Raw genomic sequence first — 11916 nt, forward strand, 5'->3', positions numbered from 1 at the left:
ATACGGAGGCTCGGAGGATGATCTCCCCCACCGCCCTGTTCGCCCTCGACACGCTGCTGACCGAGGAGGAGCGCGAGATCAGGAACACGGTCAGGCGCGTGTGCGACCGGGAGATCCGGCCGCACGTCGCGGACTGGTTCGAGGCCGGGGAGCTGCCCGTCAGGGAGGTGGCCCGCACGCTCGGCGGGACCGGCGTCCTCGGCATGCACCTCGACGGCTACGGCTGCGCGGGCATGGGCGCGGTCTCGTACGGGCTGGCTTGTCTGGAGCTGGAGGGCGCCGACTCCGGGTTGCGCAGCCTGGTGTCGGTGCAGGGCTCGCTGGCCATGTACGCGATCTGGAAGTACGGCAGCGAGGAGCAGAAGCAGCGGTGGCTGCCCGGCATGGCGGCCGGCGAGCTCATCGGCTGCTTCGGCCTCACCGAGCCGGACTTCGGCTCCGACCCGGCGCGGATGCGCACCAACGCCAAGCGCGACGGCGGCGACTGGGTGCTGAACGGCACCAAGCTGTGGATCACCAACGGATCGGTCGCCGACGTGGCGGTCGTCTGGGCTCAGACGGACGACGGCATCCGCGGCTTCCTGGTCCCGGCGGGCACGCCCGGCTTCACGGTCAACGACGTCAAGCACAAGATCTCGCTGCGCGCCAGCGTGACCAGCGAGCTGGTGCTCGACGGCGTCCGGCTGCCCGCCGACGCGATGCTCCCCGAGGCCAGAGGGCTGCGCGGGCCGCTCGGCTGCCTGAACGAGGCGCGCTTCGGGATCATCTTCGGCTCGATGGGCGCGGCGCTCGACTGCCTGGAGACGGCGATCGGGTACGCGGCCGAGCGCGAGGTGTTCGCCAGGCCGCTCTCGTCGTTCCAGCTCACCCAGGAGAAGCTCGCCGACATGGCGCTGGAGCTGGGGAAGGGTCTGCTCCTCGCGGTGCATCTCGGGCGGCTGAAGGAGGCCGGCACGCTGACCCCCGAGCAGGTGAGCGCCGGCAAGCTGAACAACGTCCGCGAGGCCATCGACATCGCCAGGAAGTGCCGCACGCTGCTCGGCGCGAGCGGCGTCACCCTGGAGTATCCGGTGATCAGGCACTCGGTGAACCTGGAGTCGGTGCTGACCTACGAGGGCACCTCGGAGATCCACACGCTGGTGCTGGGCAAGGCGCTCACCGGGATCGCCGCGTTCGCCTGACAACCGTCAGAAGACCTGCCAGGTCGTCCCGGTGACCTGGCAGGGCCCGCCCTGGTGCACCAGCAGCCGCCCGGCGGTCACGTCCAGCCCGATGGTCGCGAGCGTCTCCCACCGCTCGCCGAGCGGCAGCGCCGGGTCCGGGTGGGCGCACACGGGCGCCCCGCCGGGCGCGTGGCTCAGCATGGCCAGCGCCCGCCCGGTGACGTCCTCGCCGCCCAGCTCCGCGGCGTGGTCGCGCAGATGACGCAGACGGGCGTACGTGCCGGGCTCCTCGGCGCCGAGCCGTTCCCCCTCCGCCAGCGCGGGGTCGAGGAAGTGGTTGCAGTGCAGCAGCACCCCGCCGGGGCCGGGCGGCACCACGGCCACGCCCGCCGGGGAGATCTCGATCGCCCCGGCCCCGCCGGCGGTCACGGCCGTGATGACGGTCGAGGCCGAGACCGTGGCGGAGCGGGCGAGGTCGGCGGCCTCCTCGACGGTGGCGGCCTCGTCCAGGATGCGGCGGGCGATCAGGTGGACGGGCACGCCGGGATCGGCCCCGTCGGCGCCGTGGCGCAGGATGTTGAAGTGGACGCCCAGGCCCGCCGTGTTCACCCCGATCTTGGCCAGCGCCCCCGCCTCGGTGAACGTGCGCACGCCGTGCCCGGGGCGGGCCTCGTACGCCCACAGCACGGGCGCGTCGCGCAGGTGGCCGAGCCAGTCCCAGGTCTGCACCGTGCGCGGGGGCAGGCCGTCGCCGGGCAGCACGACCGAGGTCGAGCACTCCCCCCGGCCGGCCACGTCGAGCGCGGCCAGGATCTCGGTGCGGGCGTTGACCACGGCGACCTGCCACGGCTCCAGCCCCGCGCCGGCCGCGACGCCGGCGATCTCGTCGGCCAGGTGGGGCGCCCAGCCGGCGGCGCGCTCCAGCGCCCGCTCGCCCCAGGCGCGCACCTGCTCGTCGGTGGCCCCGGCGGCCGCGAACAGGGCGTTGTAGCCGGCGAGGTTGGCGGCGACGGCGCCGCGCAGGCGGGCGCCGAGCTCCGCGCCACGGGCGCGCGGCTCGGTCTCGGTGGAGGTGAAGGAGGGAAAGGTCATGACCGGTCTGTCGCGCCCTGGCTCGGCTTGCACATGTCTGTACCGTACGCACCCGCGCACGGAAGGCCACCACCCGGGGCCACCCCCCGGTTGACCTGGAGCGCGCTCCAGGCGACAAGCTGGTCCCATGCAGACACGTACCATCGGAAACCGCCGGGTGAGCGCCATCGGGCTCGGCGCGATGCCCATGTCGGTGGCCGGGCACATGCCCGACGAGGACCAGTCGGTCCGCACGCTGCTCGCCGCGCTGGACGCCGGGCTGACGCTGATCGACACGGCCGACGCCTACACGCCCTCGCACGACGATCCCGGCCACAACGAGCGGCTGGTCGCCCGCGCCCTGTCGCTGTGGTCCGGCGACGCCGGCGACGTGCTGGTGGCGACCAAGGGCGGCCACGTGCGCACGCCCGGCGGCGGCTGGGACGTCGACGGCCGCCCCGAGTACCTCAAGCGGGCCTGCGACCGGTCGCTGAAGGCCCTGGGCGTGGAGAGCATCGGGCTCTACCAGCACCACCGGCCCGACCCGAAGGTCCCGTACGAGGACACGATCGGCGCGCTGAAGGACCTGCACGACGCCGGCAAGATCGAGCTGGCCGGGATCTCGAACGCGAACCCGGAGCAGATCAGGCTCGCCCACGCCATCCTGGGCGACCGCCTGGCGAGCGTGCAGAACCAGTACTCGCCGCGCTTCCGCTCCAGCGAGCCGGAGATCGACGTGTGCGCCGAGCTCGGCCTCGCCTTCCTGCCCTGGTCGCCGCTCGGCGGCATCGGCCGCACCGGCGAGCTGCGCGACGCCTTCGCGGAGATCGGAGAGGCACGCGGCGTCTCCCCGCAGCGGGTCTGCCTCGCCTGGGAGCTGGCCCGCAGCCCGGTCGTCATCCCGATCCCCGGCGCGAGCCGTCCGGAGTCCATCCGCGACTCCGCCGCCGCCGCGACGCTGGAGCTGACCGCGGAGGAACTGGCCCGCCTGGGCTGAACCCGCGGCGGCCGGTTCCCGCGCTGCGCGGGGGCGAGCATCTACCGTACAGATCGTGGACAATCGGAAGCGCGCCGTATGGGGTGGCATCGCGATCGTGCTCGGGTGCTCGGCCGTCATCGCCGTGTCGGTGTTCCTGTTCTGGCCGCTCACCGACATGATCGCCGAGCATGACGTGCAGGGCGTCGCGGAGGCGGACCGGGCCAAGGAGTTACGCCTGGCCAGAGACGCGGCCAGGGGCCGGATCATCCAGGTCGTGCTCGGCCTTCTGGCCGTCGGCGGCTTCGTCTACACCGCCCGCAACTTCACCCTGGCCCGGCAGCAGAGCGAGCTCAACCGGCGCACCCTGGAACTGGCCACCCTGCAGGCCCGGGAGCAGACGGAGACCACCAGGCGGACGCTCGAACAGAGCGAGAGCGCGCAGATGACCGATCGGTTCATGCGCGCGATCGACCAGCTCGGCAGCGACGCCGTCGACATCCGCCTCGGTGGCATCCACTCACTGGAGCGCATCGCCCAGGACTCCGCCCGTGACCACCCGGCCGTCATGGAGGCGCTGGCGGCCTTCGTCCGGCGCGCCTCACAGGCGTGTTCCGGCGAGCCGCCCCTGGACCTGCAGGCGGCGGTGACGGTGCTGGTGCGCAGGAAAGCCGACGCCGACAGGGGGCCTGTGAAGCTGTCCGGCGCGCGGCTCGACCGTCTGGATCTCGCGGACGCGAACCTGGCGGGGGCCGATCTGACCGGCGTCACCCTCACCGGAGCCGACCTCCGGCGAGCCGATCTGGCGGGCGCGGACCTGGCCGGCGCCGACCTGGGCGGGGCCCGGCTCGGCGGAGCGCGCCTCGACGGGGCGAAGCTGGCGCGCGCGTCGCTGCGTACGGCCGACCTCACCGATGCCGGGCTGCCGCACGCCGAGCTCGTGGACGCCGACCTGGGCGGCGCTCGCCTGCGCCGGGCCCGCTGCGCGCAGGCCGTCGCCCGCGGGGCGTGCCTGGCGGCCGCGGATCTGTCGGGGGCCGACCTGACCGGCGCCGATTTCTCTGGGGCCGACCTCAGCGGCGCGGTCATGGAGGACGCCGATCTGACGGGCGCCGTGCTGGCGCGGGCGGCGCTGCCCGGGGCCCGCGCCGACGGGGCCGTCATGTCGGGGGCCGTGCTCAGTGACGCCGTCGCCAGCGACGCCTCCCTGTGCCGGGCGGACCTGACCGGGTGCCGGCTCACCGACGCCAACCTCTCGGGAGCCCGGCTCGCCGGCGCCCGGCTGGACGGGGTGGACCTGACCGTGGTGAAGCTCGTCGGGCTGGACCTCACCGGCGCCCTGGCGTCCGACGGAGCGCGGCTGCCGTCCGGCTGGCGGCGCGAGGCGGACGGCAGACTGATCCGCCGCCTCGCCTGACGCCGCCTCTCCTGACCCGGCGTCGCCTGACGCCGCCTCGCCTGACGCCGCTTCAGGCCGGGCGGCCGCTCATCTCGGCCATGAGGCGGCCGTGCAGGATGCGCGCCTCGTCGTCCTCGGCCGCGGTCATCACCGAGCGCAGGATGGCGACGGCCGCGGCCCGCTGGCCGGCCTCCGCCAGCGCCCGCGCCAGCTCGATCCTGATGAACGGGTCCGCCGGCAGCCGCCCGGCGGCGGCGCGCAGCAGCCCCTGAGCCGCCGCGACGTCGCCGCGCGCGAGCGAGAGCCGGCCGATGGCCGCGAGCATCACCCCCACGGCCGCCTCGTCCTGCTGGGTCTCCAGCAGGACGAGCACCCGCCGGTATGCCTCCTGGGCCTGCTCCAGGTCGCGGCGGGCGAAGGCGATGTTGCCCAGGACGGTGTGCGCGTCGATCTGCACGCGGATGTCATGGGCCGCCGCGGAGGCGGCCAGGCGCGCCTGCCGCTCGGCCCTGGCCGGGTCGCCGTCCGCCAGGGCGTCGGCGGCGGCGCGCAGCCGGTCGGCGGGCCGGGTGACCGGAGGGGTGAGCGAGCCGGCCCGATGGGCCAGTTGTCCGAGAGGTTCGAGCAGGCGCCGGTCGGCCACCTGGTAAGCCGGCCCGTCGCCGGCCCGCAGCACCCGCAGGACGCCGCGGCCGCTCAGCGCCCTGAGCACCGCGTTCGGCAGCCCGGCCGTCTCGGCCGGGCCCTGCGGCTGGACCTGCGCCTCGCCGGTGGGCGCCACGAACCGCGTGGCGGCCCAGGAGCACAGGCGGACCGGGTCGCGCTCGAAGGCCGCCGCCACCTCGCCGATGGCCGTCCACAGCGCATCCCGGAGTGCTTCGTCCACGCTGACCGGCCAGTCACCGGACAGCGAACTCTCACCTTCCGGCCATGTCCGCCACATCCACCGGCACACGGCCTGCAGATGCAGCGGATTGACGGCCGGGGCGCGCTCCCGTGCGCGCTGGGTCCCGGAGTCGTCGACGATCCGTACGGTGAGAAGCTCTTCCACCAGAGCCTCGGCCACGGCGGGGGGCACGGCGCGGCCGGTGGCCTCCCGCACGGGCTGCCCGATCGCCTCGGCCGCCGCCCGGGGCGGCAGCCCGCCGAGCCCGAACAGGGCGACGTCGGGGAAGCCGTCGCCGGCCTCGTCGAGCAGCGCGTCGAGCCGGTCGTCGCGGACGCACAGCAGCAGGTGGACGTTGCGGGCGGCGGCCAGCGCGGCGAGGAGCTCGCGCCGCTCGTCGTCGTGGTCGCCGAGGTACATGTCCTCGATCTGGTCGACGGCGACGAGCAGGGGCTTCGGCCCGCGTTCGGCGAGGCGCAGGATGCGCCGGATTCCGGTCGGCGGCAGGGAGGTTTCGGGCACCCAGGTGCGCAGCAGGGTGCGCACGAGCGAGTTGGGCGACGGGACCGCGGCCTCCGGGAAAATCGGCCCACCCGAAACTCGACCCACCGGCAGGACATTCGCCCCGAGTCTCCACAAATAGGGCATAACTCCACCATGGAGAAGTGAAGTTTTTCCTATACCTGCTGGTCCGTACAGAATTGTCAAGTTTCTGCTGCGCCACAGTTCGGAGACGCGCGCCGACTCCTGGTCGCGCCCCGTGAACAGCAACTCTTCGGCCGGCCGGTAAGGACGCATGCCAGGAAACGGACATAGTTCGCTAAATGCCGTGACGCTATTCGCGGCCATGGTCAGCGCCTTGCGAGGAGGGACACTGCAGCAACGATAGAGGACCCCATCGGCATGGCGCGCACATCCAGGTGATCGCCTCGCCCGCGAGGCGCGCCCGCCGTCTTCCGCGTCTCACGGTGACTCATCCCCAGGCCGGGGAGGGTCGCCTCCGAAGAGGGGCTCCGCGGGATCGGCGTCCGCCGCGAGGATGCGCGCCACCATCTGATTGAGACAAGAAGGGTCAAGTGCATCGGTATTGGACAAACTGGCATCGGTCAGATCGATGATTTCGGTCTCGACGTCGCGCGAAAATTGCGCCATCGCGGCCCTTTCCCCTTCCGTTCGACCCGTCGAACATCATCACCGACGACCGCAGCCGTGGCTACTCTCTTCCCTGCTCAAAAACCTTGGCTTTCATGTCTACGATGGCCGTGTGCTGAGTTTTATGGAGCGGTCATGACCGAGATGCGGCGCAGACCTCAGGTGTGGGGCCGGATTCCTCCCCGCAACAAGGACTTCACCGGCCGCGAGGATCTTCTTGAGCGGCTACGCCAGGGCGTCAGCGGCAGCGTCACGGCGGTGCTGCCGACCGCGCTCCACGGGCTCGGTGGGGTAGGGAAGACGCAAATCGCCGCAGAATATGCGCATAGGTATAAATCGGACTATGACCTCGTCTGGTGGGTGCCGTCCGACCAGCCGATGCTGATCGCCTCCTCGATCGCCCGGCTCGCGCCCCACCTCGACCTGCCCAAGGCCAACGAGATCGGCGTCGCCGAGTCGGCCGAGGCGGTCGTCGAGGCGCTGCGCAGAGGCGAGCCCTACGACCGGTGGCTGCTCATCTTCGACAACGCCCACGCGCCGGAGTCGATCATGCAGTACGTCCCCGACGGGCCCGGGGGCATCCTGATCACCTCGCGCAACTTCGCCTGGGACGGCGTCGTCAGCACCCTCACCGTCGACGTGTTCTCCCGCGAGGAGAGCCGGCGGTTCCTGGACCGGCGCGTGCCCGGCATCGGCGGCACCGAGGCGGACGCGCTGGCCGAGGCGCTCGGCGACCTGCCGCTCGCGCTCGACCAGGCGGGCGCCATGCAGTCCGAGACGGGCATGCCGGTGCGCGAATACCTGACGCTGCTGCGCGACCAGACCGGCAAGCTGCTCGCCGAGGGCAGGCCGATGGAGTACGACGTCCCGCTGACGGCGACGTGGGCCCTGTCGGTGACCACCCTGCGCGAGGAGCAGCCGGACGCGGTGGAGTTGCTCCACCTGCTGGCCTTCTTCGGCTCCGACCCGATCCCGCGAGACGTCTTCAGCACCAGCCGCGGCACCGTCGAACCCCCGCTGTCCGGCATTCTCGACGACCCGCTCAGGTTCAGCAGGGGCGTGGGAGCGCTGGGCCGCTACGCGCTCGTGCAGATCGACAGGGAGAACCAGACCCTGCTGGTGCACCGCCTGGTGCAGGCGCTGCTCAGGGAGGACGTCAGCGAGAGCGAGCGCGACCGGTTCAGGCTGAACGTCCAGCGGCTCCTGGCGGCGGCGGTGCCCGGCCCGCCTGACGACACCGCCACCTGGCCGACCTTCGCGCGGCTGATGCCCCATCTGGAGCCGTCGGAGATCGCCCGGTCCGCCGATCCGGCCGTCCGGCGGCCGATGCACGACATGGTCCGCTACCTCTACCAGTCGGGAAACGCCCCTGGAGCGCTCTCCCTGGCCAAGGCGTGCCTGGAGGCGTGGGAGGCCGACCCCTCGTCCGACGCGCGCGACCTGTGCACGATGAAGCGGCACCTGAGTGTCTCGCTCCGCTTCGTGGGCGAGTACGAAGAGGCCTTCAGGGTGGGCTCGCAGGCGCTCCAGGACGCCGAGACCGCCCTCGGCGCCGACGACGAGGAGACGCTGCGGCTGACCAACAACCACTGCACGGACCTGCGCGCCATGGGGCGCTTCTCGGAGTCGTTCGCGCTCGCCACCTCCGCCGCGCAGCGCCACCGCGACGTGTTCGGCGACGACAACGAACGCACCCTCAGGATGCACACCAGCCTGGCCCTCGACCTGACGCTCACCAGCCAATACGAAGAGGCCGAGCGCCTGCTCAAGCATGTCTACGGCGCGCTGCGCGACCTCTACGGCACGCCCAACCACCCGACCGCCCAGATCGTCATGAACAACCTCGTACGCGTCATCAGGCTCCGCGGCGACTACGCCGAGGCGCGCGAGCTCGGCGAGGACGTCTACGCGGTGGGCGTGAGCACCCTGGGCGCCGACCACCCGACGACGCTGCGGGCCGCCAGCGACCTCGCCGTGGCCATGCGCAAGGCGGAGTCGGGCAGCCCCGAGGTCCTGCACTACGCCGAGGACCTGGTCCATCGCTACCGGCGTCTCATGGGCGACCGCCATCCCGACAAGCTCGCCGCCGAGATGGCCCTCGTCAACGCCTACCGTGAGGCCCGGCGGATCGACGAGGCCATGCCGATCGCCGAGCTGACCACGCTGGCCTACGCGCACGTCTACGGCACCGACCATCCCTACGCCCACGGCTGCCGGGGCAACCTGGCGCTGCTGATGCGGCTGGCGGGCGAGCATGCCAAGGCCCACGACCTGCACGAGTTCATCGTCACCCGGCTGAGCGAGCTGCTCGGCCCCACCCACCACTACACGCTGACCGCCGTGCTCGGCCTGGCCGGCGACCGCGCGGCGCTGGGCAAGCTGGACCGGGCCGTGGACACCGGAGAGCGGGCGCTCGACGAACTGCGGCGGTTGCTCGGCCCGGACCACCCGATGACGCTGGGCTGCATGGCCAACCTCGCGCTCGACCTGTCGGACCTGGGCAGGGCCGACGACGCGCGAGCCATGCGCGCCGAGGCGCTGGAGGGGATCCGGCGGCGCCTGGGCGACGGGCACCCCGCGCACCAGGCGGTCGTGAACGGCGGACGACTCGACTTCGACTTCGACCCGCCGCCGATCTAGCGGACGGGGTCAGACCCGCGCCTCGCCGCCGGCCCGGCCGAAGTCCCGCCGGTGCCGGTCGGCGGCCTGGCGCGCGAGCTCGGCGGCGCGGGCGGGCACCTCCTCGTCGTCGAAGGCGCGGAGGGTCGCCATCATGCCTTCCATGAACCGGCGCCCGACCGGGGTCAGCGCCGAACTGTCGTAGATCACCCGCGCGGTCGAGGCGGCGGCCGCGCGCCAGCGGGCGAACTCGGCGTGCGCGGTGAGGCTGTCGTCCACCTGCCGCTGCCGCCGCCAGAAGCCCGCGACGCCGAGATGGGCGTACGTGCCGTGCAGCAGACCGCTGATCGGCCGCGGGTCGTGACGCCACGGCGCGTAGTAGCGCGCGCCGGGATCCACCGCGATCAGGTCGACCAGATGGAGAAGCATGGTGAGCTTGGCGTGCTGCACCTCGTGCACCAGTGTCGCGGCGAGGTTCGGCGCGCTTGAGGGACGGGCCAGCGCGACGCAGCCGAAGGTCGTGCGCGACGTGCCGCTGGCGGGCCATCCCCCTCCTGCGATCGGCGCCATGACCGAGATCATCGTGCCGATCTCGTCGGCGGACCGCGCGTGGCCCGCCCGCAGGATCTCCCACGCCTCCTGGAGCACCTCGCGCCAGGCGGCGACCTCGGCCGCGGTGAGCCGCCCGGCCAGCCGGCCCTCCCGCGGAAACCGGTAGGGGTCGAGGTCGTCCAGCACGAGATGGAGGTCGCCCAGCGGGTGGCGCGCGGTGAGGCGCCGCAGCCCGAGCCATCCTCCGCCGTCGCGGGCGGGGTCGGCGGGGATCTCGACCCGGGACCGGGCGGAGGTGATCGCGCCGCCCTCGGGGGTGATCTCGATCGAGCACTCGGCGCCGCCGATCGACGCGCGGCCCAGCGAGGGGAACATGAGCTCGCCCGGGCGCGCGGTCACGCGGATCTCGAAGGGCACCCGCGCCCGGAGCGCCGCGACGGCCGCCAGAACGGCCGGCCGGCTGGGCTGCGGAATGTGGTCGCGGTCGCGTAAGGCGCGTGATGCGGCCAGCGCCCACGCGCCGACGGCGGGGTAACGCAGAAGGCGATCGACCTGCCGGGGAGCCGTCTCGTGCATGCGGGCCAGCGCTTCGAAAGCGTCGCCGATCGCCTCGGCGCCGGCCACTGCCTTGACGAGCACGAGATTGCGGTCGCGGGCCGCGTCGGCCAGAAACCGGCCGGCCGCGGCACCCCCGTGACCGGCGGCGAGGGCCTCGAACATGTGGTGCGGAATCACGAGACGATTCACGAATATCTGCCCCGTTCGATCGTGCGCGTGGAAAAAGGATCGCCCCGGAAACTGTCCGTGGACAACTATGCCATGGGAAAGAGCGCCATTCATGAGGCGGCCGCCGGAAATCGGAACCACGCCTAACAATGATCTCAACAGTCACGACTGTGGCGGGAAAAGCGCGCGCGGATCCGGGTCTCAGGCCAGCAGGCTCGCGGGCACGGCGTGGGCCAGGGTCCGGTAACCCGCCGGGGAGAGGTGCAGGTGGTCGCCGGCGTCGCAGGCCCGGAGCAGCCTGCGCGGGTGGGCCGGGTCGCGCACCGCCCGGTCGAAGTCGATCACCGCGTCGAACACGTCACCGGTGCGGATCCACGCGTTGACCGCCTGCCTGGCGGCCTCGCGGCGGCCCCGCGAATCGTCGTAGGGATGGCCGCCCAGAGGCGTGAGCGTGGCGCCGTACACGAGGATGTCGTGCGCGTGCGCGCGCACGGCGATCTGCTCGTAGGCGGCGACCAGGTCGGCGGCGACGCTCTCCTGGGCGTCGACGTCGGCGGTCCCGAGGTCGTTGACCCCCTCGAACACGATCAGCCACCTGACCCCGCCCAGCGCGAGCACGTCGCGGTCCAGCCGGGCCAGCGCGCTCGGGCCGAGTCCGTCGTTGAGCACCCGGTTGCCCCCGGCTGCCTGGTTGGCGATCGCGAAGCCGCCCAGCCGGTCGAAGAGCTGGTCGGGCCAGCGGTCGTTGTGGTCGGTCGTCGACCCTCTGCCGTCGGTGAGCGAGTCGCCGAGGAGGGCGAGCAGCGGCGCCGGCGCCTCCGCCTCGACGCCGCTCAGGAAGTACCAGTGCTCCACCGGCGTCGCGCCGGCCAGGTCCGCGCTCCCGGTCTGGTCGCCTCCGGCCAGGTGGGAGGTGGTACGGGAGCCGGGATGCGAGGTGACGTCCTCCGGCGCCCGGCCGTCGGCGAGGTGGAGGCTCACCGTCAGCACCGCGCCCGCGACCAGGGGGAGGTCCACCGGGTCGGACACCACCTGCGCACCGGCGGGCACCACCGCCGAGGGCCGGCCGTGGAACGTCACCGCCCGGATCGTCTCCGGCACGACCGCGCTCTCCCCTGCCCGCCCGCCCGCGGGCAGCGCGACCGTGACCCGGGTGAGGGGCAGCGGCGTCCCGCCGAACGCGTTGGAGAACCGCAGCCGCAGCCGCTCGCCGCCGATCGACACCCGCACGGTCTGCCGCAGGGTGCTGCGGGCCATGACCGGGCCGCGCCCGGCGTACGGGGCGGGCGGCAAGTTCTCCGGTTCGGTGAGCTGCGGCGCCGACGTCCACGTGTGCACCCAGCGCCCCACGCGCTCCCCCGAAAGTTTCGCC

The 11916-nt window shown here is 73.0% G+C and carries 9 protein-coding genes; 4 read left to right on the forward strand and 5 right to left on the reverse strand.

All coding sequences use genetic code 11. The features are described 5' to 3' along the window. Nucleotides 1-17: 17 nt before the first annotated feature. Nucleotides 18-1181, forward strand: coding sequence for an acyl-CoA dehydrogenase family protein (locus ACIBF7_RS21720; RefSeq protein ID WP_397197960.1), 1164 nt, complete (start codon nt 18-20; stop codon nt 1179-1181). A 6-nt stretch (nt 1182-1187) separates the two neighbouring features. Here ACIBF7_RS21720 and ACIBF7_RS21725 read toward each other — a convergent pair whose 3' ends face one another. Beyond that, complete coding sequence (locus ACIBF7_RS21725; protein WP_397197961.1) at nt 1188-2255, reverse strand: C45 family autoproteolytic acyltransferase/hydolase; 1068 nt, start codon at nt 2253-2255, stop codon at nt 1188-1190. A gap of 127 nt (nt 2256-2382) precedes the next feature. On the opposite strand from ACIBF7_RS21725, the gene ACIBF7_RS21730 reads away from it, so the two are divergent. After that, entirely contained in the window at nt 2383-3231 is an 849-nt protein-coding gene (locus ACIBF7_RS21730) for an aldo/keto reductase (RefSeq protein ID WP_148033199.1), read from the forward strand. A 55-nt stretch (nt 3232-3286) separates the two neighbouring features. Continuing rightward, nucleotides 3287-4627: a pentapeptide repeat-containing protein gene (locus ACIBF7_RS21735; protein ID WP_397197962.1), complete on the forward strand. Its 1341-nt coding sequence runs from the start codon at nt 3287-3289 to the stop codon at nt 4625-4627. Nucleotides 4628-4679: 52 nt separating this feature from the next. Here ACIBF7_RS21735 and ACIBF7_RS21740 read toward each other — a convergent pair whose 3' ends face one another. Together ACIBF7_RS21740 and ACIBF7_RS21745 are read right to left on the reverse strand one after the other, a co-directional pair. Beyond that, on the reverse strand, nt 4680-6344 hold the full coding sequence (locus ACIBF7_RS21740) for a tetratricopeptide repeat protein (protein ID WP_397197963.1): 1665 nt from the start codon (nt 6342-6344) through the stop codon (nt 4680-4682). 114 nt (nt 6345-6458) lie between these two features. Continuing rightward, nucleotides 6459-6647 carry a hypothetical protein gene (locus tag ACIBF7_RS21745; protein WP_148033202.1) on the reverse strand — a complete coding sequence of 63 codons (189 nt, stop codon included), beginning with the start codon at nt 6645-6647 and terminating at the stop codon, nt 6459-6461. A 135-nt stretch (nt 6648-6782) separates the two neighbouring features. Between ACIBF7_RS21745 and fxsT the strand changes: the two genes are divergently transcribed. Then, on the forward strand, nt 6783-9287 hold the full coding sequence (gene fxsT / locus ACIBF7_RS21750; protein ID WP_148033203.1) for an FxSxx-COOH system tetratricopeptide repeat protein: 2505 nt from the start codon (nt 6783-6785) through the stop codon (nt 9285-9287). A gap of 9 nt (nt 9288-9296) precedes the next feature. Here fxsT and ACIBF7_RS21755 read toward each other — a convergent pair whose 3' ends face one another. Both ACIBF7_RS21755 and ACIBF7_RS21760 read right to left on the reverse strand, forming a co-directional pair. Beyond that, on the reverse strand, nt 9297-10565 hold the full coding sequence (locus ACIBF7_RS21755; RefSeq protein WP_397197964.1) for an aKG-HExxH-type peptide beta-hydroxylase: 1269 nt from the start codon (nt 10563-10565) through the stop codon (nt 9297-9299). A gap of 180 nt (nt 10566-10745) precedes the next feature. Then, complete coding sequence (locus ACIBF7_RS21760) at nt 10746-11882, reverse strand: SGNH/GDSL hydrolase family protein (RefSeq protein WP_397197965.1); 1137 nt, start codon at nt 11880-11882, stop codon at nt 10746-10748. Nucleotides 11883-11916 lie beyond the last annotated feature (34 nt).

It is taken from the genome of Nonomuraea sp. NPDC050478, from assembly GCF_044458265.1.
Taxonomy (GTDB): domain Bacteria; phylum Actinomycetota; class Actinomycetes; order Streptosporangiales; family Streptosporangiaceae; genus Nonomuraea; species Nonomuraea ferruginea.

Bases quoted from the DNA above. Each gene is read 5' to 3' on its own strand.
- ACIBF7_RS21720 (WP_397197960.1), top strand. From the start codon at position 18: ATGATCTCCCCCACCGCCCTGTTCGCCCTCGACACGCTGCTGACCGAG.
- ACIBF7_RS21725 (WP_397197961.1), bottom strand. From the start codon at position 2,255: ATGACCTTTCCCTCCTTCACCTCCACCGAGACCGAGCCGCGCGCCCGT.
- ACIBF7_RS21730 (WP_148033199.1), top strand. From the start codon at position 2,383: ATGCAGACACGTACCATCGGAAACCGCCGGGTGAGCGCCATCGGGCTC.
- ACIBF7_RS21740 (WP_397197963.1), bottom strand. From the start codon at position 6,344: ATGGCCGCGAATAGCGTCACGGCATTTAGCGAACTATGTCCGTTTCCT.
- ACIBF7_RS21745 (WP_148033202.1), bottom strand. From the start codon at position 6,647: ATGGCGCAATTTTCGCGCGACGTCGAGACCGAAATCATCGATCTGACC.
- fxsT (WP_148033203.1), top strand. From the start codon at position 6,783: ATGACCGAGATGCGGCGCAGACCTCAGGTGTGGGGCCGGATTCCTCCC.